Source organism: Roseburia faecis, assembly GCF_001406815.1.
In the GTDB taxonomy this organism is placed as follows: Bacteria; Bacillota; Clostridia; order Lachnospirales; family Lachnospiraceae; genus Roseburia; species Roseburia faecis.
In genome coordinates this window covers 1-25145 of record NZ_CVRR01000013.1, presented here as the reverse complement: position 1 = coordinate 25145, position 25145 = coordinate 1, and the positions used below count along the sequence as shown (strand labels likewise).

General features: G+C 39.5%; 24 protein-coding genes and 1 pseudogene. 12 read left to right on the top strand and 13 right to left on the bottom strand.

The window, feature by feature from the left end:
* Positions 1–34: 34 nt before the first annotated feature.
* Positions 35–1033 carry a hypothetical protein gene (locus M72_RS06085; protein ID WP_082413810.1) on the bottom strand — a complete coding sequence of 333 codons (999 nt, stop codon included), beginning with the start codon at positions 1031–1033 and terminating at the stop codon, positions 35–37.
* Positions 1034–1049: 16 nt separating this feature from the next.
* Positions 1050–1574, bottom strand: coding sequence for an A24 family peptidase (locus M72_RS06080; protein ID WP_022045651.1), 525 nt, complete (start codon positions 1572–1574; stop codon positions 1050–1052).
* A gap of 149 nt (positions 1575–1723) precedes the next feature.
* Between M72_RS06080 and M72_RS06075 the strand changes: the two genes are divergently transcribed.
* Positions 1724–1954, top strand: coding sequence for a YaaL family protein (locus M72_RS06075; RefSeq protein WP_022045652.1), 231 nt, complete (start codon positions 1724–1726; stop codon positions 1952–1954).
* A gap of 22 nt (positions 1955–1976) precedes the next feature.
* On the opposite strand, the gene M72_RS06070 is transcribed toward M72_RS06075, so the two are convergent.
* Complete coding sequence (locus M72_RS06070) at positions 1977–2453, bottom strand: flagellar export chaperone FliS (protein WP_055067571.1); 477 nt, start codon at positions 2451–2453, stop codon at positions 1977–1979.
* Between the two features lie 9 nt (positions 2454–2462).
* Entirely contained in the window at positions 2463–3911 is a 1449-nt protein-coding gene (locus M72_RS06065; protein WP_055067570.1) for a flagellin N-terminal helical domain-containing protein, read from the bottom strand.
* A gap of 192 nt (positions 3912–4103) precedes the next feature.
* On the opposite strand from M72_RS06065, the gene M72_RS06060 reads away from it, so the two are divergent.
* Positions 4104–4316, top strand: a complete 213-nt coding sequence (locus M72_RS06060; RefSeq protein ID WP_022045655.1) for a DUF1858 domain-containing protein — start codon at positions 4104–4106, stop codon at positions 4314–4316.
* Between the two features lie 57 nt (positions 4317–4373).
* On the opposite strand, the gene M72_RS06055 is transcribed toward M72_RS06060, so the two are convergent.
* On the bottom strand, positions 4374–5123 hold the full coding sequence (locus tag M72_RS06055) for an adaptor protein MecA (RefSeq protein ID WP_055067569.1): 750 nt from the start codon (positions 5121–5123) through the stop codon (positions 4374–4376).
* 176 nt (positions 5124–5299) lie between these two features.
* Between M72_RS06055 and M72_RS06050 the strand changes: the two genes are divergently transcribed.
* The 3 genes from M72_RS06050 (at position 5300) to M72_RS06040 (ending at position 10048) form a co-directional block, all read left to right on the top strand.
* Positions 5300–6664, top strand: a complete 1365-nt coding sequence (locus M72_RS06050; protein ID WP_055067568.1) for a serine/threonine protein kinase — start codon at positions 5300–5302, stop codon at positions 6662–6664.
* A 907-nt stretch (positions 6665–7571) separates the two neighbouring features.
* Positions 7572–9290 (top strand): glycosyl hydrolase family 18 protein, encoded by a 1719-nt coding sequence (locus M72_RS06045; RefSeq protein WP_055067567.1) that lies wholly within the window; start codon positions 7572–7574, stop codon positions 9288–9290.
* Positions 9291–9337: 47 nt separating this feature from the next.
* A complete protein-coding gene (locus M72_RS06040; protein ID WP_055067566.1) occupies positions 9338–10048 on the top strand; it encodes an N-acetylmuramoyl-L-alanine amidase in 711 nt (236 codons plus the stop codon).
* 24 nt (positions 10049–10072) lie between these two features.
* Here M72_RS06040 and M72_RS06035 read toward each other — a convergent pair whose 3' ends face one another.
* From M72_RS06035 to M72_RS06015, 5 genes are all read right to left on the bottom strand, one after another.
* A complete protein-coding gene (locus M72_RS06035; RefSeq protein WP_055067565.1) occupies positions 10073–11206 on the bottom strand; it encodes a DHHW family protein in 1134 nt (377 codons plus the stop codon).
* A gap of 8 nt (positions 11207–11214) precedes the next feature.
* Positions 11215–11784 carry a DUF4358 domain-containing protein gene (locus tag M72_RS06030; protein ID WP_022045661.1) on the bottom strand — a complete coding sequence of 190 codons (570 nt, stop codon included), beginning with the start codon at positions 11782–11784 and terminating at the stop codon, positions 11215–11217.
* A 79-nt stretch (positions 11785–11863) separates the two neighbouring features.
* Complete coding sequence (locus M72_RS06025; RefSeq protein ID WP_055067564.1) at positions 11864–14833, bottom strand: DUF6240 domain-containing protein; 2970 nt, start codon at positions 14831–14833, stop codon at positions 11864–11866.
* A gap of 150 nt (positions 14834–14983) precedes the next feature.
* Positions 14984–15685, bottom strand: a complete 702-nt coding sequence (locus M72_RS06020) for a LytR/AlgR family response regulator transcription factor (RefSeq protein WP_055067563.1) — start codon at positions 15683–15685, stop codon at positions 14984–14986.
* Positions 15682–16800 (bottom strand): sensor histidine kinase, encoded by a 1119-nt coding sequence (locus tag M72_RS06015; RefSeq protein WP_206541810.1) that lies wholly within the window; start codon positions 16798–16800, stop codon positions 15682–15684. Before M72_RS06015 ends, M72_RS06020 begins: the two co-directional genes overlap by 4 nt.
* Positions 16801–18860: 2060 nt before the next feature.
* Between M72_RS06015 and M72_RS06000 the strand changes: the two genes are divergently transcribed.
* The 3 genes from M72_RS06000 to M72_RS05990 are packed head-to-tail and all read left to right on the top strand — an operon-like array spanning position 18861 to position 20648.
* The gene (locus tag M72_RS06000) at positions 18861–19505 is read left to right on the top strand and encodes a DUF2705 family protein (RefSeq protein WP_055067559.1); all 645 of its coding nucleotides are present in this window, start codon (positions 18861–18863) and stop codon (positions 19503–19505) included.
* Positions 19502–20128 (top strand): ABC transporter ATP-binding protein, encoded by a 627-nt coding sequence (locus tag M72_RS05995; RefSeq protein WP_055067558.1) that lies wholly within the window; start codon positions 19502–19504, stop codon positions 20126–20128. Before M72_RS06000 ends, M72_RS05995 begins: the two co-directional genes overlap by 4 nt.
* Positions 20115–20648 (top strand): leucine-rich repeat protein, encoded by a 534-nt coding sequence (locus tag M72_RS05990; protein ID WP_055067557.1) that lies wholly within the window; start codon positions 20115–20117, stop codon positions 20646–20648. Before M72_RS05995 ends, M72_RS05990 begins: the two co-directional genes overlap by 14 nt.
* Before the next feature lie 104 nt (positions 20649–20752).
* Here M72_RS05990 and M72_RS05985 read toward each other — a convergent pair whose 3' ends face one another.
* Together M72_RS05985 and M72_RS05980 are read right to left on the bottom strand one after the other, a co-directional pair.
* On the bottom strand, positions 20753–20968 hold the full coding sequence (locus M72_RS05985) for a hypothetical protein (protein ID WP_022046543.1): 216 nt from the start codon (positions 20966–20968) through the stop codon (positions 20753–20755).
* Between the two features lie 13 nt (positions 20969–20981).
* Complete coding sequence (locus tag M72_RS05980) at positions 20982–21479, bottom strand: accessory gene regulator B family protein (protein WP_055067556.1); 498 nt, start codon at positions 21477–21479, stop codon at positions 20982–20984.
* Positions 21480–21807: 328 nt separating this feature from the next.
* On the opposite strand from M72_RS05980, the gene M72_RS17320 reads away from it, so the two are divergent.
* The 3 genes and pseudogenes from M72_RS17320 to M72_RS17555 form a co-directional block, all read left to right on the top strand.
* Positions 21808–22092 (top strand): hypothetical protein, encoded by a 285-nt coding sequence (locus tag M72_RS17320; RefSeq protein ID WP_206541809.1) that lies wholly within the window; start codon positions 21808–21810, stop codon positions 22090–22092.
* Positions 22093–22371: 279 nt separating this feature from the next.
* Complete coding sequence (locus M72_RS05970) at positions 22372–22743, top strand: hypothetical protein (RefSeq protein WP_055067554.1); 372 nt, start codon at positions 22372–22374, stop codon at positions 22741–22743.
* 122 nt (positions 22744–22865) lie between these two features.
* Positions 22866–22988, top strand: a pseudogene (locus M72_RS17555) (DUF4368 domain-containing protein); the annotation flags it as partial.
* A gap of 399 nt (positions 22989–23387) precedes the next feature.
* Here M72_RS17555 and M72_RS05965 read toward each other — a convergent pair.
* Positions 23388–24320: a hypothetical protein gene (locus M72_RS05965; protein WP_055067553.1), complete on the bottom strand. Its 933-nt coding sequence runs from the start codon at positions 24318–24320 to the stop codon at positions 23388–23390.
* A gap of 442 nt (positions 24321–24762) precedes the next feature.
* Here M72_RS05965 and M72_RS05960 point away from each other — a divergent pair, with 442 nt between their 5' ends.
* Entirely contained in the window at positions 24763–25074 is a 312-nt protein-coding gene (locus M72_RS05960; RefSeq protein ID WP_206541808.1) for a beta propeller repeat protein, read from the top strand.
* Positions 25075–25145: the final 71 nt, after the last annotated feature.

Below are 25145 nucleotides of genomic sequence, written 5' to 3'. Positions count from 1 at the left end.
TTCCAATACACGCTGCCGGATATCTCCTACATACTCATCCAACCGGCATCATCCTCCGGATACTGTCTCCAAATTCGTTCCATTTCCATTGCTCGACGAGCCGCTCGCAGGATACCACAGGGGATACCACAAGCGGAAGCTGTATTTCCCGCAGATTCTCGGATAACCGTTCTTCTCCGCGTTTTTGAATTTCTGTCAAAAATTCTTTCTCTCTCCATTGTCCAAGCCCTCCTCTGCTTTTCATCAGGAAAATTTTCTGGCAGCTCCCCAGCAATTCAAAAAATCCCATAAACCGTGACCCCAGATTTAAAACGATGGTTGTATAATTCATTTCCTGCGCTAAAATCTGAAACAATTTCTGATACGTCAGATTTTTCACTTCACACAGACACTCGGTATTTCCCAGAGGATACACAACATCTGTCCTGTCCAGATGACCGATGCAGGAAACCATCCTGCTCTTTGAGTATTTTCCGCTTTCTGCCATCACCAGAAGTTCTTCCATCCCGGACGAATAAAATTCCCCCATCAGCTGCGACAATCCACTGTTTTCCTGCAAATCCAGAAGCAGAACTTTTTCGTTTTCACTCAGAATGGAGGACAGCGTGACCGCAAACGGAAGCTGCATTTCATTTTCTGCCAGCGAATATACTGCAAGAACCTGTAATTTTTGCTTCACACCCCCACTGGCATTTTTTATTTCCTCCCCAATCTGTTTTAAAATCTCATCGACGATTTTATTCACTTCCTGATACTTATCCACAAACACCACCCCTTTTTCCACCTCTTTATCCACATTTTCATTTCCATCAAACAGATAAATTTGTGGAATTTCACATTCTATCCTGTTTTCCCCAGCCAAATCATCCGACAGAACAATTGCATCCAGGGTTTTCCAGTTCTCCTGAAGTGCCTCCTTCTGGGAAAACATGTGCAGCTCAAGCTGATCCCGATAATGATTCATCAGGCAGCTGGTAAAACGGTCACCATACTCCCGGTCTCCAATACAGAGTCCCAATCGAGCTCTCCTCATAGCTCCTCCTTTCTTTTCAAAACAGTGACAGCCATACTGTCCGATGCGCATATAACATTCCCAGTAAAACCGCAACAGAAAAATGCATCAGATTCTGCTCCTGAACCCAGCCATTTCGATAAGAGGAGAATTTCCCCGAAAACAGTTCTCTTAAAAAAACCTGTGCTTTAAAAAGGCTGATTCTAAGATTGCGCATATACAACATCTTGAGCACGGCTATTACTGCTCCTGCCACAAATGCTGCCAGCACACAGTCTGTCAATGTTTTTAAATTTGTAAATCCACCGATAACGGAAAAAAGTTTGATATCTCCGGCGCCCAACACACCTATGAGATAAAAAAGATATAACATGATAACCGGAATAGAAATATTCAAAAGAACTTGAATGATTCGCGGCATTCCACCCAAAACTATACCGAATGCCATCGATAAAAATAAACCCATGATAATCAGCCGGTTACTGATCCTCATGCTGGTAATATCCTGAACGACTGCCACAATTAGGATTGCATACAGTGTCAGAACCGATGCCCCCTGCATCGAAATCAATTTGCATCACCCCTTTGTTGTGAATCGAATTATAACAATGCCAATTTTATTTGTCAAGCAGTTTTTTACAAATTTTTTGTATAACTTTTCCATTTTTGCTTATACTTGTAAAAGAGAGACTTCAGAAAGCAGGTGATCCAATGAAATTGTTTAAGACAACCCCTCAGCCCCCTGACGGCTATGCAATACTTCTCGATAATCTGAAACAGACAACCGCAGAACTGCAAAATACCTATGCCAATCTTGAAAATGTCGTTGATCCGGATTTGATCGACTATTACATTTATCAGGCAAAAGCGGTACAGATGCGCTATAAATTTCTTCTGGGATGTGTAAAAAAAATAGAGGGAAACTATTCGCTTCCCTCCTGACCGTTCACATTTTACGGAAATTTTATACAAAAAAGCCCCGGTGACTGTCCACATCCATATAATCTTCGTTTACGGCACCGCGCGCATAAGTCATCCCTGCATATACCTGCTGGGTATTTTTCATAAGGGGTGCACTCTTGTCCTGTTTTGCTGCCTCTACAAAAGAAGTATACAACCGGTGCATGATATGTTCCGCTTCCTGCACTCCATCCAGCCGATTCTCGTACATCGCCCGTGAAAGCTCATTTTTACAGAACATATAGAGTTTATACAGGTTGTGCGAGATCGGATACGAAAAATTGAGACTTCCGATCAGTTCATCCAGAACACTCTGTGCATTCCGGATCGCATCCTTCTGTCCATCATGATCTCCATTGCAGTGTGCCTGCCGAATATCATCCACATAGGCAAAAAAGATATCGTAAATGATGACGATCATCTCACCGGAATTACACTGGCTCAGTCGTCTCGTAAAATCTTTTTTCAGCTCATTTTCCATATGCTACTCCTATTTCTGCAGCAAAGACAGTACCTGCTGTGGAATATCATTTGCCTGTGATAACACCGAAACAGCAGCCTGTTCCAGAATATTCTGCTGTGTATATTCTGTCATTTCAGATGCCATATCGGTATCCATAAGCCCTGAATATGCGGTTGTCATATCTTCCTGTGTCTCTGCAAGACTGGAGCTTGCATACTCGAGACGATTGGTATATGCACCGATTCCGGAGCGGACAGCACTTAATTTTGCAATTGCTGCATCCATCGTGCTGATGGCTTTGTCAGCACCTCCGTTGACCGCCACATTTACCGTATCCAGATACAGACTCTCCGAGGAAACTTCCGGAATATGTACATCCATATTCTGATACTGGTTCGCACCGATCTGGATGGTCATCGCACCAACATCCGTCACATCAAATGTAAGGGTATCCCCATTTTGTACGTCATCACTCAGCAGAAAATCCATGGAAAATCCACCTTTATCCGTGATTTTCACACGATTTCCCTCGACATTTGTAATTACTGTACTTCCAAACCCATCTTTCAGTTCTATCTCTGCATCGGTTCCGCTTGCCACAAGTTTGTAACTATTGTCATCAGCATTCTTAACAGCTTCCGGGTCATTAGACAGACCTGTTTTTTGTGCCATCTCTTCTGACATACTGACAGTCAGTACTTCTGCCGATCCTTTGTTGTCTGCAGTAATATTATAAACTCCTGCATTATTTGGATCCTTTTCAATCTTACATCCGATCTCATCTGCCACAGACATCAGCTGCTTGTATACATCATCCGCACTCATGCCCTTTTCATACTCTATTCCTACTCCATTGATGGAAACCGTACCTCCGTCAAAATTCGGATCATTGATCAGGCCGGACATATCCAGCTGATACGTTGCCTGTTTTGCCGGAGTCTTCACTTCCACCGTATAATCTCCCGGAAGAACCTCCTCGGAAAAGTCAATTCTTGTTGCGCTCCGTGCAAATTTTGTAGTATCCTTATGTGTTCCACTCACATACACACGTGTATTTGCCGAACCGTCAAGCAACGTCTTCTTGTTGTACTCTGTATCTGTGGAAATCCGGTCAACTTCCTGTGTCAGCTGATCAATCTCGTCCTGAATACTCTGACGGTCCGAATAAGAGTTTGTTCCATTTGCCGCCTGAACACTCAATTCACGGATACGCTGCAGCATATTGCTGACTTCGTTTAATGCCCCGTCTGCAATTCTGAGTACGGACTGTCCATCATCAGAATTCGCTTCTGCCTGATTCAGACCATCAATCTGTGCTTTCATCTTGCTGGAGATTGCCATTCCCGCCGGATTATCTCCAGCTTTATTGATCTTATATCCGCTGGAAAGACGCCCCATAGAAAGGCTCAGTTTATTTTCTGTCCGAAGCAGCTGCCGATTGGCTACAACAGCAGACATATTGCGATTAATTTTCATATTTATTCCTTCCCGTATACGCTACGTTTGAGCATCCCTGCCCTCTGATTTGACGCTCCCTGTCATTTCATCTGACATATATATCGTCCGAAAATGTCAATTCTTTAATAAAAAAAAGTATAATTTGCAATTAACGGGAAATCGTATTATAATAGCAACATTAAACGATATTTGCAAAGGAGGATTTATCCCATGGCTAAAGTAACCAAGGATACTATGATCGGAGAACTTCTTCAGATTGATGAGAACGTAGCACCTATGCTTTTAAACATTGGTATGCATTGTCTTGGCTGCCCATCATCCCAGATGGAGACTATTGCTGAGGCAGCTATGGTTCATGGAATCGACCCGGATGATCTGGTAAATGATATCAACGATTTCATCGAGCATGATGCAACCGCATAGATTTCACGTATCAAAAAGGAGTGCTGAATTTCAGCACTCCTTTTTGATTTAAATTTTCTAAAGAGATGCAAACACCTGCAGTGCCTGCGGTCCCGTAATTTTATTTCCATGCTCCGCAAAATATGCTCCGACTGCAGGATTATAGTTTTTCTGCTGTGCATATTCGCAAATAATATTGCAGACTTTATTAAACTCTTCCGGTGTGTGGTCATCTTTGTGGATCACCAGATAAAACCGGTTTTTCTTCTCGTTCTTAAACAGGTCATTTCGTCCATTGTAATAATTTACAAGTACATGTGCGAGACGCTCCACCTGATCTATCGTCGTAAATTCAAACATTTTCGTCAGATCTGCCGGTACTTCCGGTACTTCTTCCGGTGCCTCTGTCTGCTGTGCATTTTCACTCTCCGGAGAGGCTTTTGCTTCACGTATTTTCTGGAAAAGTTCCAAAATATCATCTGCGCCTTTGCGTTCCACATTTCCGACTGCTCCCGTATTTGAAAACAGTTCCTCATCTCCGGCTTCCGTAAACTGGGAAAAACGGGTATCGAGTTCTTCCGGGTATTCAACCTTTGTAATCAGCAAAACCAGGGATTCGGAAGACAATGGAATTGCCTCTACCATAAGTGGATTGTCACTCACATCAAATCCAAACTCATAATTTGCCTGCTGTATCATATCATGGAAAAGTCCTTTTGCTTTCTCAGAACCATATGCCAGTTCCCGCAGATTAATCTGACGATCTGCAAGATCCTGTTTTGTTAATGTGCATCGAATCTGATTTTCATTTACTTTTTCAATTTTCATCTCTATCACATCCTTCTCTGGAAATCGCTTTCCGTAAATGGTACACTTATTATAATCAAATGCCCTCCCATTGTAAAGTTACCACGGATTAAAAAATTATAAAAAAATACTTGCATTGCAAAATAAAGTGTGTTATAAGTTTATGCATGAGATGCGTCTCTGACCCAAAGGAGCGTATGAATAACAAAAATTTAATATTGTCTGACCGATACGAGCTGATTCGTCCCCTTGGCCAGGGAGAATGCGGAAGTGTCTTTCTTGTCAGACAGCAATCTTTAGAGCAGTACCGTGCAATGAAGCGATTCCCCAAAAATACTTCGGCACAACCGCTCTTCGCAATATCCGAAGCACAGATTCTAAAGTCTGTTCAGCATCCCGGAATTCCCACAATTTATGATTTTGAAGAAGATGAATCATTCTACTATCTTGTGGAAGAATATATTCAGGGTGACTCTTTAGAAGAATTTTTGCTTCATCAACAGTCAATATCCCAGAACCAGTTTTTATATTTTTGTGAGCAGCTTTGTGACATTTTTGCATATCTGCATACATTACGGCCTTCTCCGATTCTTTATCAGGATCTTAAGCCGGAACATATTATAGTATGTGGAACACAGCTTAAATTGATTGACTTCAGTGTCGCATCTTTTGCTGCCATTTCTGGAAAAGACTTCAACCATTTCGGAAACGTGGATTTTTCTGCTCCGGAACTTATCTCAGGAAAACCGGTAACCCTGAGATCCGATATCTACAGCATTGGAAAAATCATGGAATACATGATGCCATATCTGGATGCAGCCACCAACCGATCTATTTATCCCAAAATTCAGAAAGCAATTTCAGCAGATCCCGACCTGCGCTATGAATCACCGCAGGCTCTGTACTCTGCATTAAAAGAAGTAATTGAAACTACGGGAAGAACGCATCTCAGGCAGACAATTGCAGTCGTTGGAAGTCACAGCGGCTGTGGTGCAACACACATAGCAATCGCACTGGTGACAACACTTAACTACCTTGGCATTTCGGCGGTTTATCAGGAAAAAAACTGGTCAAACGATCTGCGCAAGACGGTTGCCCAGCTGAAACATGTGTGGGAAAAAAACGGTTGTTTCTTTTATCGCAATTTTACAGGATTTCCAAAATATGACAGTGGCATCGAAATCCCGGAGCCTGTCGCACAAATCATGGTAAATGATTACGGATGTGATTTTTCTTCCTCCTGCCTTGCAACGGCGGATCATATTATCTATGTGTGTGGAGGAGCATTGTGGCATCAGGACGATGCAAAGTCCAAAGACTTTCTTTTACAAAATTTTGGTAACCGCCTGCATGTTGTTGCGAATCTGTGCGACCACAATTCTGCCATTTATTTTGCCAGAACATTTTCACAGCCGGTCTATTCTTATCCGTTTAATACGGACATCTTTCGTGCAGACAAAGAAAAGCTGGATTTTGTTCACTGGCTGCAACAACCTGAGAAAGGACGGAATCGCCTATTTTTACGTTTCATAAACCATTTATTCCGGCTCCTGCAACCATAGGAGTCTGCGGTACAACAGTAAATTCCGGTGTAACACACTTTAGTATTTCGCTTTGCAACTTTTTACATAGCAGATTTCTGGCCCGCACCGCATACCTGGAAGTCAATTCCAGTCATGAAATCGCTGCGCTTTCTTCGAAAAAGGACCCAACCATTCCTTTTCGCTGCAATGGTGTCAGCTACTATCCGGAGATTACACTCCGGCAGCTGCGGGAACAGTTACATCTGCAACACAAGTATAAAATTCTGGATTTCGGGGTTCTGACTCCATACTCATTTCCGGAATTTGTCCGCTGTGATTACTGTATTGTACTGACAAATGTGAGTATTTGGAAGGATCGGCAGCTCTTACAATTTATTGAGGAACTGAAAAAAACAAATTTAGGAAAGGATTATAAAACAAATGTCCGTTTTATGAGTATGGGAAACCTCAAAAAAGACCGAAAAAGAGTCGAAACGTCCTATGGAATCCGTGTGATTCCGGTTCCCTTTCTCGAAAACCCGTTTCAAGTGTCCTCTCATGATTTTGGATTCTTTGAACAAATATGGAAAGGAAAACAGTTATCACATTAAATTTATCTACTGACAATCAGCTGGTCATTGAATTCAGACCAGAAGTATATGAAAGTCTGATCGTTACTTTTTAAAACGATCCATTAAAAAAAATAAAATAACAAATGGGCTATTATTATGGGTGTGAAATGAGTCTCAATGCAACTCCGTCACGCACAAAATAAACTGAAAAAAGACAAATGGGAGGGCAGATCCACAGACACAACTGCCCTCCCGAAAAAATTCAAACAACTTCTATTTCTTAATTTTATCTGATTCCATTTGAATCTGTACAGGCACAATGCTATAATCGGAATAAATATATAATTTGCCAACAGACAAAGGAAGGACGGCTCATGAAGAAAAAATCTCATTCCATTTTCGCTGTGCTTGCACTGGCACTTGTCATTGCTGCAGCGATCGTAGTCTTCGCCCTGATCCGCAAATACACACCGAGTAAGGAACACGAAGATTTAACCACTTATTATCATCTGACAAATTCCGATGAGGTTGCCATTGTTTTAAATAATGAAGTAACCTCTTCCAAAGCCAGGGTCATTGACGGTCATATTTATATTGATTATGATTTTGTCCATGACAATTTAAATTCACGTTTTTACTGGGACAATAACGAGAATATTCTTCTCTATGCAACAACACAAAATCTGATCTCGGCACAGGCAGAGCAGACCAGTTATATGGTTACAAAATCTTCCGCAGATTACGGTCGTAAAATTGTTACCATAAACTCTGATACTGCATATATTGATCTGGATTTTGTGAAAGAATATTCTGATTTTAAATACAAACATGTAAAAGATCCTCACCGGATCATTATTACCAGCCAGTGGGGAAAATACCAGACTGCCACTGCCAAAAAAAATGCCTCCCTGCGCGTAAGAGGAGGCATCAAAAGCCCGATTCTGAAAAAAGTTTCTTCCAAAGAGGAAGTCACCGTGATCGAACAGGGCGACAACTGGGACAAAGTAATGACAGACGACGGTATTATTGGATACATGCAGAAACGTATGCTTTCCTCCGTCAAAGAAAAAACAAGAAAAAGCGATTTCACTCCGGATACCTTTGCACATATAAAGAAAGATTACAATATCTGTATGGCCTGGCATCAGGTTACAAACCAGTCTGCAAATAACGCGGTTTCCTCTGTCCTTGCCAATACCAGAGGAATCAATGTACTCTCTCCTACCTGGTTTTATCTGAATGACAACAATGGAAACATTGCCAACCTGGCAAGCCTGAATTATGTAAATTACTGTCATAACCAGGGGATTGAAGTCTGGGCGCTTGTCAGCAATCTGGAAAATAAAAATGTCGATACAACAGAAGTCCTGACCCATACCTCTAAGAGACAGAATCTGGTAAACCAGATTGTTTCCATGGCGATTCAATACAATCTGGATGGAATCAACGTAGACTTTGAAAGTATGAACGGGGAGAAAGTCGGGGATGCATTTATTGAATTCATCCGGGAGCTTTCCATCAAATGCAAAAACAATGGGGTTGTTCTTTCTGTAGACAATTACGTTCCGATGTCACATACTTCCTTTTATAACCGAAAAGAACAGGCAAATTTTGCAGATTATGTTGTGATTATGGGATACGATGAACATTATGCCGGAAGCCCCGAAGCCGGGTCTGTTGCCTCTTTAAGCTGGGTAACCCAGGGTGTAAGCGATACTTTAAAAGAGGTTCCTGCCGATCAGGTAATTCTTGGAATGCCATTTTATACGCGTGTATGGGAAATCCCATCCGAGAGCAGTTCCGATGACACAGCAGCCGGTGCCAAAATTCCCTCAAAAATTTATGGCATGAAAGCTGCAAACGATTTTCTCGCCACACATGGTGCAACCAAAACATGGCAGGATGACTGTGGACAGAACTATTCGGAATTTACAGATAATGACACCACCTATAAGGTATGGCTGGAAGACTCCGCCTCCGCAGAATGCCGGTTGAAACTGGTTGAAGAAAAGAAGCTTGCCGGTGCATCCTTCTGGAAACTCGGATTTGAAACGAGTGATATCTGGGATACCGTTACCAGGTATATCCACTGACTTACCTGCATATATATAGGAATAAATAATTCCATAAAGCAGGTTCTATGAAAAAGAAATTTGAAATTCTTATGGTTGCCTGTCTGTTTATAAGTGCTTTCTTACTTGCGCGTGCATCAGCTGCACTGACATCTTCCAGACATGCGGCTTCCTCCAAAACCTGTATCGTTCTTGATGCCGGACATGGAGGAAGCGATCCTGGAAAAGTTGGCTGTAACGATGCTCTGGAAAAAGACATCAACCTGTCTATTGTGCTAAAACTCAAAACCCTGTTTGAAAACAAAGGATATAAGGTTGTACTCACGCGAAGTGATGATACCGTTCCTGCAGATGAAAACTCGCGCAGTGTAAAAGTAGAAGATCTGCGAAACCGCGTAAAACTGATCACAGATACCAATCCGGTTATGACCATCAGCATCCATCAGAACAGTTTTCCGGATGCCTCTGTCTCCGGTCCACAGGTGTTTTACTTCGAACAGTCTGCGGAAAGTTCTGCAATTGCCTCAGTAATGCAGGATACCCTAAACAACAGCCTTAATCCTCCAAAGCCAAGGGTTTGTAAATCCAACAACGACTACTACATATTAAAAAAAACACCCACACCGATCATAATTGTCGAATGTGGGTTTCTGAGCAATGAAACGGAAGCAGCTCTGCTGGTCACAGATGCCTATCAGGAAAAACTGGCACGAGCCGTTTACCTTGGTGCCATAACCTATCTGGAAAGCGGAAAAGACGTACCGGATACTGCCACCTAATCCGTTTCTTTACGAAACGATATACTAGTTACACTTGATCTCAAACTCTTTATCCTGTGCAAACTGTGCACTGTTGTAAAGAATCAGTATATCGGTAGGTGAAAACATTTCCAAAAGCCGGTCTCCGCTTACATTCAGCTGGCGAAGATCCACAACGACAAGTTTTTCATAATCTTCTGCCAGAAAAGGAAGGATACTGTTCGCAAAAGAATCCTTGATCAAAAGCAGCGTTTTTCCGTTCTTTATTCCCCCGGTAATCTCAAGCACTGCCTGATTCCCACCGGTAAAAACGCTGTACTGGTCTGCTGTTTTCAGGAAGGAAACATCATACAGTGTCTTTGTCTTCTTTTCTCCCATATTATAAACAACACGCAGTTTATCCGCCGGCTCATAAATCTCAATTTTGTCTGCCTGTCTGGCATAATTTATTTTTGCATAAGTTGTTCCATAGAAATCTTTACTGATGCAACGGAACTTCTTTTTCCCCTGTGCCCTCTGAAGATCTCCACCAACCGCCTTTGTGTATTGTTCATAGGCATACCATGCTCCCAGCGTCGTCCAGTGATGGTCTGTCCGGTAATAAATTTCTTCCTCTTTATGTGCATCCAGTACGGGCTCCACGGAAATCAGTACATCCTCTTTTTCCAATTTCTGCTGCAATGCATCATAAAACTTCTGCTCCTTATAATGAGGGGCAAATGCCGGAAGTTTTTCCCGGAGTATCCACGACTTTGTCGGCACCATCATCACATGGACATCCGCGTTCTGTTTTGCTTTTCCGACAAACTTCTCCAGAGCCTGCAGATTTTTGGAAATCTGCTGCGGATCAAACTCTTTTTCTGTATAGTGTTCCAAAAGGTAATGGTTCTTTCCGATGTAAACATTATGAATTTCATTTTTGCCCATAAACAATTCCATGTCTGTCTGGAACGAAACCCAATGATCCCTTCCGGGAAACTGATCCCGCAGATACGATTCATATTTTTTCTGGAATCTTCCATCCAGAACTTTCGTTATACTTATTTCCGGGCGTGTCTGAAGTTCTCTTTTTTCAACCGGAGAATAGGTTCTCTGATGCGACAGTGCTTCTTTTCCTGCCAGACCGAGGAGAAGCACCATAAAAATCACACCCGGCAGCCGTTTGAATATCCGTATCATAATTTTCTCTATTTGTACAGTTTACTGATGGCTTTTACGGCCTTTTCATTCTGCTTTTTATATGCAGCAATCACTTTGTCCTCGGACTGTTCCTCCTGCTTGTTGCTGATTGTCCCAAGCATGATAAAGCATACATAGTTTCCTTTTACATAAACTTTGGAAGCCTGAATCTTTAACTGGTTCATCGGGTACTGACAGGTATCCTGTATCAGTTCCTCCCTGTATTTTTTTAATGCCGACCGGATTTTCTTTTTGGAAGCTGCATTCTTTGCTTTTACAATAACCAGTGTGTCTGCATTTGCACTGATCATCGGCACCTCCGCAATTGCAGCACTGTACCATTTGGAAGAAATTCCGTAGCGCTCCTTCAATTCTTTCTTTGATACTTTTTCACTTGGGATATAATCATCCCCATACGCTTTCTTTACAGCATTGTATACTTTTTGTATGGATGGGGTTTTCTTCCCTTTCTGCGTGGATGCTTCTACCGTCACCGGTGCTTCCCATGCATTTTCCGGTGCATATATTCCTGTCACACAGGCAAGCACCAGTATCATTGCCACAATTTTCTTTTTCATTCTCCATTCTCCTTCCAGATCCTGTATATTTTCATTCTTATCGTGAAACCACCTGTAATCTGGTTTCCGCACTATCCTACTACAGATCTTTTGTTTTTGTCAAAAGGGATTTTATGGAATTAATAAAAACTTCCGCTGTATGATACAACCTCGTTGTCTGTACCTGATTGGAACGGTCTTCCTCCAGTTCTCCCTGCTCTTTCATTTCACTTTCCCTCCGGATTCCGGACATCTCAAACTGCGACAAAGAAAGATCCGGTGTATATGCAACATGGATATCTGCCGGTTCCTGCATGGCATCCTGCAGTTCCTGCAGGTGTTCTTCGATCTGTTTTGCGGTCTCTTCCTCGCTTGTCACAATTGTTCCAGAAATACGGTCTGATTTTACCTGAAAAGATGCCGTAATCTTTCCTGCCTTTTCTCCATCCAGAAAAATATCCACAAGACCCTTTTTCTTTTTTCCTCTTACGATTTTTAAAGAAACCCCGGTGACAGAATCTCCTGTCTGCATCGGAATCACATAACATTCTTCCTGCGATTGTTTCGCACCAATCTGAAACTGTGCGGTCATCTGGCGCATTTCCCGGATATCAATCGTGCGGACATCCGGATCTTCTACGATCATCGTATCCATCACATGCTCTGCCACATCCGCAAGCGTCTCCATGGCATCTGCAAGATCCGAAGGATTCTCAAGGGCTTTTGAAAACTGTTCAAGTACCTGCTCTTTCATCTCTGCAATCTCTGTCATGGAATCTTTGGAAACATGATCTTGCTGAAACAACCTCTCCATCATCCGGTTTGGTTTGCGCAGCATTTCCGATGCTGCCATGACATTTACCATACTGTTTGGAATATCATACCGCTCCAGATAGGTATATACGTCTTCCGGTGTTTCTGCAAGCTGCTGATACTGCGCAAGCTGTTCCTGCCGATAGCTTTTTTCCGCTTCCTGTTCCCCAACGGATTCATCCATCTGCCGGAGTGCCTCTGCCAGTTGTTCCGGAGACATATTCTGCCACTTTTCTTCTCCCAGACGGGAAAGTTTTTCCGGTGAAATATGTTCCATCACATCGCGCAGACAATTCTGCTGGAACGCAGCCGAGATCTGCTCGTCAATTTTCGGACCTTCTGCTGTGCTGTCAACTCCGTCAAAATCATCGTCCACCTGATAATCCAGACCACTCTTTTTTTCTGAACGCACAGCACGCAAAAGGTTTCGCATCGTCACGTCCGATCCCTGATTCATCAGAAATCCAAGTGCTGCCCCATCTCCTTTTTCCACCTGTGCGATCAGACGGTAAATACCAATATAACTGCTGCGCTCTTCCTCAGAAATCTCATGATTCTGCTCCAGTTTCCACAGATATTTGCTAAACCGTTCCTGCTCCTGTGTTCCGTTCTCCTGCTGAATCTCCTGTGCCGCCTGATTCAGCTGCTCCATAGTCATATCCAGTGGATTTTCCCCACGGCGGATCATTTCCAGCGTTACTGCCGGTTTCATATTAGAAAACGCACGCTGCATCTGCTCATCCAGTGCTTTTACTTCCATAATATTTTCCGGTGTAATTTCGGTATTGTTATAAGCCAGTATCCGCACTGCACGGCGGTTTGTTTCACTTGTATCCAGCTGCAGATCCTGTAAAATATCGTCCACATTGGAAAATGCTTTTTTTATGGAATCCCCCATGTCACTGCGCGGAGCAGTCATCAGTGTTTCATAACTTTCATTTGCCTGTGCAAATGCGCGCTGCATCTGCGCTCCGGCATCATGAATCTCCTGAACGGAATCATCCGCATCCACCTGCCCGATTACATATGCCGGCTGCTGTTTCAGTTCGGCAAACACATCCATGGTTTCTGCCATAAGATCCACATTTTTTTCACTTGGCTCAACTCCGGCACCGGCAAGCAGGTCTTTATAGTATTCTCTCTCCTGGGATTTTAAATCCTCGACCAGATCCGCCAGCGGTGTCAGATCCATCTCTACGCCTGCTTTTTCCATCGCCATGGATGCCTCACTGGTCATTACCAGACGTGCTTCCTCCATCTGTCTGCGTGCAGTAATCATGGAAGCATCTGCCGGACGTTTTCCTGCCGCAATTGCCTTCGCCATGGAATCCACGATCTGGTCCCAGTCTATATGATCGGTCTGCAGATCGTCCGATAATCCCTGCAGATCTGTCAGATACTGCAGATTTTCCGGTGTAAGGGGAATCTGGTTTGCCACCAGCCACTTGCTGTTGTCCACCGCATGTTCGTCATCGGAAAGGCCTGCTTCTGCAATAATCTCACGAATCTGCGGCATCAGGGACTCAAAATCAATTCCGCTCTGCTCCGGCTCCACAATATTTTCTGCGCTGCTGCTGTAATTGGACAAATACAGATTGCGGATGGTCGGCTCCATATCATTTTTCAGAAGATAACTCATCGCCTGTTTCGTGATCTCCGGAATCGAGGCAGCCTGTGCTAGTGCCTCCGCACTGTCCTGCACATTTTCCTCCGTCGCCGGCAGGTCGTTTGCCGCAAGAGAGTCCATGATCTGCTGCGTCACAACCGGACTTCCGGTGATCTCCTCTAACTGTTCCTTTGTGAGTGTTCCGCCCATGGAAGACACATCCACTCCGGCTTTTGCCAGAGCTGCTTTAATCTTGTCCGTCACGGTAATAATGGTATGGCTGTCTGCATCGGAAATGGAAAATCCGTCCTCTTCCATCTTCTTTAAATCTTCTGTGGAAGTGGTATTTGCCACTACAGCGATTTCGTTGCTGCGCGCCTGTCCCGAAGAAATCTCCTGCCCTGCAATTTTTTCCGCTACTGTCTTTTCTTCCTGCCCCTGCTTTGCCGGGTTGGAATACGTTGCCATATCGATATTTCCAGCCTCGGACACCGCAGTTTTCTGCTGCACATAGGCTTCCTGTCCGCCAAAAGCTGCAACCGCTCCGGCATCCGGCATATTTGCCTGATAAGCCGCAATTGCCCTGTTACTGTTATCACGTTTTGCATTCCGCGTTACATCTTCCCATATATTTTTCTGCTCAACCTGCATGTATTGCCTCCGTACCATTACATTTTACGCTATAACATGTATCGGCAGGTTATCCCGAAACCTAAAGTAAAATTACATTAATAACACTTCTGTCATCTTATGTACTTGCAGTAATATAACTACCGGCTCCAAACATTATATTATTAAATTTTATTTCTGTGCAAACGCAAGCAGTTCTTTTCTTACATCTGCCAGATATTTTCGTCCTGCCACAATCTGCGTTCCATCCGCCATGTAAATCAGGCTTCCAACTATAGAATCCACATACATGATATTTATAATATATGATTTATGACAACGAACAAATTGCGGAGGCAATCGTTTCTCCATCTCCCCAAGGGAAACTCTCTCCGCATATGCCATATTTTTCATTTGAATTACCGCATCATGTTTTTCCTTCCGAATCAAAATCATATCATAATATCGGATTTTAACAATATCATTTTCTTTATGGAAGTAATAAAAATCACCTGCATGGATTGTAAGATATTTGTCCATGCATCCGGATAAGGTTTCCTGTGTGATTGGTTTTAACAGATAATGAAGTGCCCTCACATCATAACCACGAAAGACATACTCCCGAAAAGCTGTAAGAAAAATAATCTCTCCAGAATATCCCAGTTCCCTCAATCTTCCACAAAATGTAAGTCCTATTTCGTTTTCTTCTAATTCAATATCTGAAAACAAAATATCAAAACCATCCTGTTCAAAAGACTTTAGCATTTCATTTCCGGTCTGATACCAGAATAATTCGATTCGGTTTCCGCTACCCTCACTCCAAATTTTCAGAGCCGACTCCAATATGCGGTAATCGTTTTCTTTATCTTCCAAAACTGCAATTTTCAAATTCATGTCTGCTGCTCTCCCTGATGCAACGGAATCAAAATATTTACGGAGAACATTTCTTTTTCCGGCAATATTTCCATGATTCCGAAATGTCTCTCTACAATTTCCCGTATTCGCTTCAATCCAATTCCATGTTCCATTCCATTTTGATTGCCTTTCCCTGCTTTTGTGCTCAATAATTCATTCTCAGAATCAGATCTGTAACCCCCATCCGAAGTATTGACAATTTTTATTGACAGCATATTATGAAATGGCTTCATATACAACCAAATTCTCTTACTTTCTGCCCGCATGCATCCCTCAATTGCATTATCGTAGAGATTCCCCAGCAAGGAACAAATCTCTACATCACTTAATGGAATCTCTTCGGGTAAATATATGATATTTTCTGTAAGAATCCCAACATTTTCCGCCATGCTTTGCTTATTGCTGACGATACAGTCAACCGTTGTATTTCCACTGGAAAGCGTATAATGCACCTTGTTCAGGTCTGCTGTGATCTGCCTCATATAGTCAACAGCCTGTCCGGTATGGTTCCCTTCCAAAAGCGTCTGCAACACATCCAGATGGTTTTTTACATCATGCTTCATTATACGCAGCTCTTTGACCGAAGCAAGAATCTGCTCGTACTGCTGTGATTCCATATGTGACAGCAGATTCTCTTCCAGCAGTTTATTATTTTTTTCTCTTTCCACACCCAGATTATAAATAAATAACAGCATAATCATAAACAGGAATAACACAAAGACAAAAATTGTCACAAGCATGAAAAAATCGTTATCCCGGGATTGCTGTAATGCTCTTACTACAGCAATCATGTCTATTTGCTCGATTGCCACACACAACAACGCAATTCCTATAAAAATCAGCTTTTCCTTTGTCTGCAGGCAGATATTTTGTTTTCCAATCATTATCGTCAATCCGATCAACAACCCAAGCAGGATCAGGTAAACCAATGTAAAAACCGCCCGAACCCAGCCTCCCGATAAAACGCGATTGATATTTTCGTGAAAAAGAACCACTGGAAGCATTGCAGACACTACATCTGCAAGCAACGCATAGATCGAATACAATATAACATAAAAAAACTGTGAAAAAAGAGAAGAATTTGTAAAAATCATTGTAATTAAAAAATGCACTATTATACCGTAAAACACAGTATAAAATATTGATACTTTCATCTGATTTAAAAAAAATAAAATGATAGAAAACAGTAACCATGCACACCATTGCCATTTAAAAATTCTCTTTTTGGGATCCAGCTTTCTATTCATAAATAAGAAAAACAAAAATGATTCAAATAAAATAATAAGAAATTCCCATATATTCCACAAAGTCAGCACCTCCACCTGACTACAATTGTACCATAAATGCAGAATAAAAAGGAAATTGAATCCTTAATTTCAATGTCGTTTAAAGCCAATATTTTGTATTTCGCGCCAATTCTATTGTTTTTTTATATAAATATGCTATTGTAAAATTTAATATATTCTGGAATATATTATATTTCCAATTAACAATTTACACGAACGAAAAACGATGATAAAAAGAGAAAAAAATACTATAGGAATTGTGAAAGATGTAATTTGTAAAGTTGCCCCAAAAAAGCAACTACAAACTGTCTTAGCCTTATGTATGAACCTAAAAAACCAATCAGCCTTACGAAAGGATTGAAATATAAAGAATATCATATCTTTCGGGGAAAGGAAAAGGAGCACCTATGTTACAATTTTTAATCAAACGAAATCTCAGCACTTTATCCACCGTTATGGTTTTGCTATGGATTTTTATTCTTCCATTTCTGGAATCCTGGTGGTACATATATCAGATTATTCAGGGAAACTATGCCTATCAGCCAGATTGTGCTTTCTTTTTATGCGGAAACAGCGTTGGTATCGGACATATCTTTCAAGGTCTTTACTTATGGCTGATTCCATTGTACTGTCTGGTAATTTCCTCCAATGATTGTTTGATGGATCAGGAACGGGGTTATGATAATATCCTGATCAGCCGGATTGGAAAGAGAAAAATGCTTTACCGTCTTCTTATAAAAAATTTTATATTGCTATCCGTATTGGTTTTTCTTTCTCTTTCCCTGAATCTACTCTGTGTTCACTTGATGTTTCGTGGTGGGAAATACAATCCATCTGAAATTTCTGCTTTAAACGTTTTTACAATGTTTTGGACTAACCATCCTTTGTTAAACAATTTTGTACATATTCTGATCACATGTATTATCTATGGCATTATGGGTATGTTTTGTTGTGCAACATCCTTTTATTTCCGCAACCGAAAAACGGTATATTTTGTAAGTATATTTTTCTGGCTGATTGAAATTTTAAAACCCGGCTCCCTGCTTTTAATTTTCCAGCCGTTTCAAATTAATTCTACCCTTACAGAAACAGCTTCAGGACTTTTATTATTTTTCGTGCCAGCAATCCTATACATCTGTATTCTGACCAGAAGGAGTATCTATGAATAAGAAATGTATCACAACAGTTTTTACTTTTTTGTTTTTTTATGTCACAGTGGCTCTTGTATATGCGAAATCAGGTCATATGTATCATAAAAACCTGATTACATTTTCTTCTTATCTGGTCTCCTTTTTCTCAGGTGATTTTTACTTTTTGCATGCTTATGCAATTATTATTCCTTTTGTATATCTGGTTTATCTTCCCCAGATGATGGCTCCGCAAACTAGCTGCTTTGTCTGCAGATACCAGACACGATACCAGTATTTCCGCTGCCAATACCAGACAGTGCTTTGTTTTACTTTGCTATTTGCTGCCCTTCACATACTTTCGGGAGGAATCTATCTGTTTACACAGATCGGATTTCGTTATTTGAATTTTTTTCCCATTTTTTATATTTTTTTCTTTCAGTGGATTGCAGATTTTTTGTATTGTATGGGAATCTTTTGCATTCAGCAAATATTAAACAACTACATTCCTACCCTGTACGCTTCACTTGGAGTATGTCTTTTATGCTGCACGCAGATTTTTCTTTACAAAATAAGCAACAGTTATTTCCTTCCTCTTCGGAATTGCCTGGTAGCCATTCACTATATGGCGCACCACCAGTCTGTTATTGTATGCTTTTATGACTTGCTTCGGCTTACATTTCTTGCCCTTCTTTTGTATCTGGTATATTTGCAAACAAATAAGAAGAAGGAGTTTTATGAATGAAAGCACTTAAAAATTGTATTCGATTTCTTTTGCCGTTTTTTATTTTACAATTATTACATTTTAAATATATCAGTATTTTACCAGACACTGCATTTATGTTTGCTTACCAACTGCCATCACACCCCACATCCTTTTTAGATGTTTGTGCCCAATGGCTTCTTCCTATAAGTGCAATTTTATATTTTTCTGTTTATGATACCGATTTTTTGTATGATTACGGGAGTTTTATTATTCCTCGCTTAAAATCACGGAATATTTTAATCAATAAATTACATCTTTCCGGTATTATATTAGTTTTTATTACTTGCTCTATATATTTTTGTGGGAATGTATTATTATATTTTGAATGTTTTATGCAAAATAGCGTGACCATCATAATGCATTTATTTGGTACTTTTTTAAACCTGTATCTGTTGTTTCAGTGGGTTCTTTTACTCCGCTTATGTGTATCTGAAACGACCACCATTTTATTTCTCTCGATTTATTGCCTGATATCCGAATGTATGGTTTTCGCCCATCCATTCCGCAAAATTGCTTACCTTATATTTCCATGGTATTGCACACCTGCAATCAAAATCATTTTTATCATGATGCTGTATTTTTTACTTTATTTACAAATAAAAAGAAAGGACTTTGTATGATTCAATTAGAACACATCTCAAAAAAATTTAAAAAGAAAACCGTACTAAATGATATTTCTTACACTTTTGAGGCCGGAAAAATTTACGGTATTTATGGCATCAACGGTTCCGGAAAAACAATGTTACTCCGTATCATATCCGGTCTGGTTTTCCCGACTTCCGGCTCAATCATAATTAATGGGAAAACGTTACATAAAGAAATCTCTTTTCCTGACCATATGGGACTAATTATAGAAAACATGGAATTACAACCCCAGTTAACTGCATTCGAAAATCTGGAAGAATTAAATAAAATCAACCATTATGCCACCACTTCCGACATTCAGGACGCACTCCGGAAAATAAACCTTGAAAGCAATGAAAAAGTAAAAAAATTCTCTCTGGGGATGAAACAAAAGCTTAATATTGCGCAGGCAATTTTTGAAACCCCACAATTACTTCTTTTAGACGAACCAACCAATGCGCTGGATACAGATACCATTGGGTGTCTGAAAGCCATTCTGGAAGATTTAAAAAAGAAGAAGTCCTGTATTATAATCGCCACACATGATCATCAGAATATTACCAGTCTCTGTGACCAGATTCTTGAAATGAAAGAAGGAAACCTTTATGATAAAAATTAATCATCGCATCGTTTTTTGGATATTTTCTATTCTTATTATTGGCATGATCTTACTCTCTTGTGGTTGCAATCAATTGTTAAAATTTTATTTTCCGCAGTCTTTTTCTGTTTCAAAAAATGAAATGACTACCAACGATCCGCTTCAAAACGCTGAAAATTATAATTACAGAATTCGTGCGCAAAATTATGCAGATCTTGTTTCCTATCTACCAAGCAATTCGACACCTGTAGATCTGCGTATTCCCAATGAACTTGCTGGTTATAAAGTCTGCGAAATTGAAGAAGGATGTTTTTCATGGTGCGAGGCTATCAAAACAGTATACATTCCAGCTTCTGTCAATAAAATTGGTCATATGGCTTTTTATGATAATCCTTCTTTAACATCAATTTCGATAGAAAACGGAAATTGCACAATTGAAAAAGATTCTTTTGGAAATTTTACCGGAATTATCTATGCTCCCCAAAATAGTCAGGTCTATGAACAATTAAAAAATTACGGATATACCGTAAAAACTTTGTAATTACATACTTAAATACCTTAATTTTAAATGCCAGAATGTCAATCAAAATAAACTCTTTATCTTAACTGACACTTCTGGCATTTGATAAAATATCCTTTATTTCACTATCTTTTACTATATTCTAACACTATCAAAACCACTCCGCAAAATAGTACTATTACAGAACCTATTAGAAATGGCCACAACCCATAATTATTTATAAATCCAATAAAATGATTTGTATCTTCATACATTACCCTGTCAAAAGTTGAAATTGCACTCAATACTATAATTTCCAAAAAACCAAATATTAAAAAAATTGTTCCAAGATATTTTTTCATTCTCATTTTTCTCCTAATTCATCTCATTATACAGCTTTATCTTTTTCCCATTTATTAACAAATCTATTCCATATAAAAACTCGGCAGAAATTATCCCCATAAAAACAGCATTCCCTAATTTTGTATTGCCAAGGTTTAAAAATACTGCGCAAACTACTCCACCTGCTAATACACCAACACCGATTTTACAATAGTTTCTCTTATAACCTTTCAAGTTTTCATCATGAATGACAGGTCCTGTAAAAATATTAATCAATAACAGACCTCCACATACAATCAATTTTACTGTCAGGTGAACAACCGCCAACCAGATTATTCCATACATTGCTATAACTCCATAAACACTGCTATACAAAATACATCGGAAATGCGTTTTTGCATGATATCCTCCAATATAATTCCGAAGCATTAAAAACATCACACACCAAATCAACATTGGGATCAACATTTTAAAATACCATGCACACACAAATATAACCATAAAGGGAATACTCATATTTATTTTCACCATTTTTCTAATATACTGCTTTCATTATATCATATATACATAAAAATGCTGTTCTTCCCTCTCTTTTTGTTCTGTCGTTTAAAGCCAATATTTTGCAGTTCACACCAATTGCACCAATTCTATTGCTTTTTCTATACAAATATACTAGTATGGAATTAAATATATTTTTTAAAAAATATTATGTCGTCAATTAACTATCTATCAGGATACCAAGTCATACACTATTAATGGCACTTTATCAGATACAATTTCTGATATCACGGATTTAATTTTGAATTTTTCTGCTTAAACAAATGGTTCTATAAAGGATATACACCACAGAATTGAAAGAATGGAGATGATTGAAATGCACCGTATTCCACTTAAAATTGTGACAAGATTATCCGTTATATTTACGGTCATAGGTTTACTTCTTGTGATCATAGGTATTTGCACAGGAACTATGATAGGATTGATAATATTAGGAGCCGGGTTAGTGGAACTTGTTGGAACGATAATTTTTATTGCTGTGTTCAGAAGATGTCCTCATTGTGGTAGTTTTCTTAAAACAGGTTGTAATCGATATTGTCCACATTGTGGTAAATATGTGGACAAGAATGATTATATTTACTTCTAAACAATGATCCTTTTTTTAAGTTGTACTTGAAAAGACTGCGCCGGCATCTTAACCAACGATATCAGGTTTTTTAACCGAAATCTAACTGAGGATATGGGACAACCTTTTCAGATTATAATATAAAACAACAATCTCAAATTACAGTAGGGGGAATTTTATTTGATAAAGATGTGGTAACATCCATTCCTTCTATTGGGGCATGGTAAATTTCATTATAAATCTGCCATATTAATGTTCCTATTATGTATATGCGTTTGTTTCCTTTCCTCATGTGGTAATGTGAAAGAAAATACAGAATCCCAAGTTTCGGAAGCAAAAAAATTTAAAAATTATGCATCTGATATTTGGAGCGCATCCGGCAACAAAATCACATTTGGCAATAAAATTATTCTCACAAGTTACCACGGTGAGAATAATTATGCGTATATTACAAATAATGCCGGTAAAACATGGATTCCCTATGAAATTGATAATTTGAAAGGCAGCAACCATGTGAATGGTGTATCTATCCAAAAGGATGATAAAAGAAACATCTGGGTTCTCACACTACAAATAGCAACAAATCATGAATTGAAAATCGTAATTTATACATCCAATGATCTATGGAAAAGTTGGAACAAGGTGCAAAATTCTGTACAGAAAGCGACATAATTTTTATCATTTTTTCATAATAATTGCATATCAGATACAAAACGCTGCATATAATGGCACAATTTTTTTACGATCTTCAAATGCAAAATTCTTTGCAGAAAGTTTGATCGCGTAGTCCGGTGGTGCTTCACCGACTTATCCATAAGATTCTGGTGGGTGAGGTCAAAAAGATTGACGGTCAGAAAGTGCAGGAAGTTAAGATAGTTTATAACTTTGTTGGGGAAGTAGCGATAGCCTTGGAATGACTTTGAACAAAATTCAAGTAAAAAGAGTATGTAATTAAAGATAAAACTCCAGATTGACGTCGTGATTTATGACTTCAATCTGGAGTTTCTTGATTTTTCACATACTAATCATAATTATGGGGAATATTTCCATTTTAAATTTAGGAATCTATTTTGTTACCGCAATATGGACAATTTACCATACCAATCATTCCGTGAAATGGTAAATGCTTTCGACAAAATGGACATCGCCAAAAAATTAAAAAATATATAAACCCGATGCAAGTTATAATAACTCCTGCTATTGACAATAGTGGAACGACAATATCTGTTAAAAGTGTAGTTGTCAAAAGCAATAGCCCAACTACTATCAATGTATTACCTATAATTTTTCTCTTTTTCATATTTCTCAATCATCCTTTAATAAATATGTGCCGGAAATTCAGGGCAAACCGGATAAATTGAAGAAACAGATTTACTTTCAAGTCCAGTAATTTTTACACTTCCCACATATGATCTTCGTGCAGCATATGGGTCAGAGTATGCTTTTACAGCATTAACATTACTGTTATACCCACTAGGAGTAGAGGTTATTGTACGATTACCTTGAATAACATTAGGTTTTACAGAACCACCAGAATATGTAAAGGTAGGATACTGATAGCCAACAGCAGTCGTACCTTTAGTAGAAATATAAGTTAAATTTTGATAGTCATCTGACTGTCCCTTGATTTTTACATATTTAAAGGATGCCGTAGTTATATGCGCATATGAATACACAATTTCGGCCGAAGATATTTCAGTTGTCTTAGAAATTCCACTTACAAAGCCGCTTATGGTATCATATACCGACAAAGCCAAAGATGCACCTGGAATTTCTCCTGCAAGAGAGGAGCCTACAACCGAAAGAGCATTCATGGAACCGACTTTCCACTTATAGCTTGATGCAATGGAACGGCTTCCACTATTTTTTAAGTTAGAATTATTCTGGTTCGGCTGAGCTGTTAGTGTTTGAATTTCATATGTAACACCTTTATATGTATAATTGGTTCGGCTTGATAGCCAAGTTACATTTGTGGAAGCTGGCTTTGATACATATGGTGTGGCACCATTTATACTGCCAAAGCGTTCATCTACCTCTGCGGCAGTAAGTTTTTCAACACCTAAACTTTCTAACTGTTGGTCAAGAGAATCTACTTCGTTCCATTTTTCCAAACAGATAAGTGCTGCACGTTCTTCTAATAACGAGTCTATTAGAACACTGTTATCGGAAGATTCTTGGGCAAATACCGGAACAGCAAAAGACAATGCTAACAATATAGTCGCCATTAAAGTGCTTATCATTCTTTTCATAAAGTTGTGACCTCCTTCTCATTTTTATAAAAAATCCCCATAATTAATTGTTGTTAAAATAATACCATATTTGTGCTACTTAGTCAATTATGACTATCGAAAATGCTTATATATTTGAGTTAAACAGCTGTAATTTTGTTAATTATACATGACGTGTACAGCCTATACATAATATATTTCTGGAGAGCGATTATTAAAAACAAATTATTTCTATAAATTCATCACTTGACTTTGTGGCAAAGATCTGGTATACGTTGCATACTTTTCCACTGACAATAAAATTTCCGTAATTTGTTGCACAAACAGTGGAAAAGTAGAAAAACTTTCTTCATTATCTTATGAATCCTATGGCGGACCAAATGCTGTATACATAAGTTTTACGGATGCCAGACATGGATATCTCCTGTATTGTTCTGATCCGGGTGCCGGAATAATGGGTAAAATGTTATGGACAACAAAAGATAGCGGTCACACTTACACACCTGTAAAAGACCTGTCAACTGATATACGGAATTATCCGGCAGATATGGCTTTTAGAAATAAATCAAACGGAATGATTCTCACAAGTTACCACGGCGAGGATACTTATGCGTATATTACAAATGATGCCGGTAAAACATGGACTCCCTATGAAATCGATAATTTGAAAGGCAGCAACTATGTGAATGGTGTATCTATCCAAAAGGATGATAAAAGAAACATCTGGGTTCTCACACTACAAATAGCAACAAATCATGAATTGAAAATTCTTTAGGTTACAATCGATGATGGGGTAAACGAAAAAGCAGTTTTGACATTGCAGAGAACTGCCCCTTCATTTACACC

Bases quoted from the DNA above. Each gene is read 5' to 3' on its own strand.
- M72_RS17320 (WP_206541809.1), top strand. From the start codon at position 21,808: ATGGAGATGATTGAAATGCACCGTATTCCACTTAAAATTGTGACAAGA.
- M72_RS05960 (WP_206541808.1), top strand. From the start codon at position 24,763: ATGTTATGGACAACAAAAGATAGCGGTCACACTTACACACCTGTAAAA.
- M72_RS06020 (WP_055067563.1), bottom strand. From the start codon at position 15,685: ATGAATTTGAAAATTGCAGTTTTGGAAGATAAAGAAAACGATTACCGC.
- M72_RS06080 (WP_022045651.1), bottom strand. From the start codon at position 1,574: ATGCAGGGGGCATCGGTTCTGACACTGTATGCAATCCTAATTGTGGCA.
- M72_RS06030 (WP_022045661.1), bottom strand. From the start codon at position 11,784: ATGAAAAAGAAAATTGTGGCAATGATACTGGTGCTTGCCTGTGTGACA.
- M72_RS06025 (WP_055067564.1), bottom strand. From the start codon at position 14,833: ATGCAGGTTGAGCAGAAAAATATATGGGAAGATGTAACGCGGAATGCA.
- M72_RS06060 (WP_022045655.1), top strand. From the start codon at position 4,104: ATGGCTAAAGTAACCAAGGATACTATGATCGGAGAACTTCTTCAGATT.
- M72_RS06035 (WP_055067565.1), bottom strand. From the start codon at position 11,206: ATGATACGGATATTCAAACGGCTGCCGGGTGTGATTTTTATGGTGCTT.
- M72_RS05965 (WP_055067553.1), bottom strand. From the start codon at position 24,320: ATGAAAAGAATGATAAGCACTTTAATGGCGACTATATTGTTAGCATTG.
- M72_RS05995 (WP_055067558.1), top strand. From the start codon at position 19,502: ATGATTCAATTAGAACACATCTCAAAAAAATTTAAAAAGAAAACCGTA.
- M72_RS05980 (WP_055067556.1), bottom strand. From the start codon at position 21,479: ATGGTGAAAATAAATATGAGTATTCCCTTTATGGTTATATTTGTGTGT.
- M72_RS06050 (WP_055067568.1), top strand. From the start codon at position 5,300: ATGAATAACAAAAATTTAATATTGTCTGACCGATACGAGCTGATTCGT.
- M72_RS06015 (WP_206541810.1), bottom strand. From the start codon at position 16,800: ATGATTTTTACAAATTCTTCTCTTTTTTCACAGTTTTTTTATGTTATA.
- M72_RS06040 (WP_055067566.1), top strand. From the start codon at position 9,338: ATGAAAAAGAAATTTGAAATTCTTATGGTTGCCTGTCTGTTTATAAGT.
- M72_RS06070 (WP_055067571.1), bottom strand. From the start codon at position 2,453: ATGGAAAATGAGCTGAAAAAAGATTTTACGAGACGACTGAGCCAGTGT.
- M72_RS05985 (WP_022046543.1), bottom strand. From the start codon at position 20,968: ATGAAAAAATATCTTGGAACAATTTTTTTAATATTTGGTTTTTTGGAA.
- M72_RS06065 (WP_055067570.1), bottom strand. From the start codon at position 3,911: ATGAAAATTAATCGCAATATGTCTGCTGTTGTAGCCAATCGGCAGCTG.
- M72_RS06075 (WP_022045652.1), top strand. From the start codon at position 1,724: ATGAAATTGTTTAAGACAACCCCTCAGCCCCCTGACGGCTATGCAATA.
- M72_RS06000 (WP_055067559.1), top strand. From the start codon at position 18,861: ATGAAAGCACTTAAAAATTGTATTCGATTTCTTTTGCCGTTTTTTATT.
- M72_RS06085 (WP_082413810.1), bottom strand. From the start codon at position 1,033: ATGAGGAGAGCTCGATTGGGACTCTGTATTGGAGACCGGGAGTATGGT.
- M72_RS06055 (WP_055067569.1), bottom strand. From the start codon at position 5,123: ATGAAAATTGAAAAAGTAAATGAAAATCAGATTCGATGCACATTAACA.
- M72_RS05990 (WP_055067557.1), top strand. From the start codon at position 20,115: ATGATAAAAATTAATCATCGCATCGTTTTTTGGATATTTTCTATTCTT.
- M72_RS06045 (WP_055067567.1), top strand. From the start codon at position 7,572: ATGAAGAAAAAATCTCATTCCATTTTCGCTGTGCTTGCACTGGCACTT.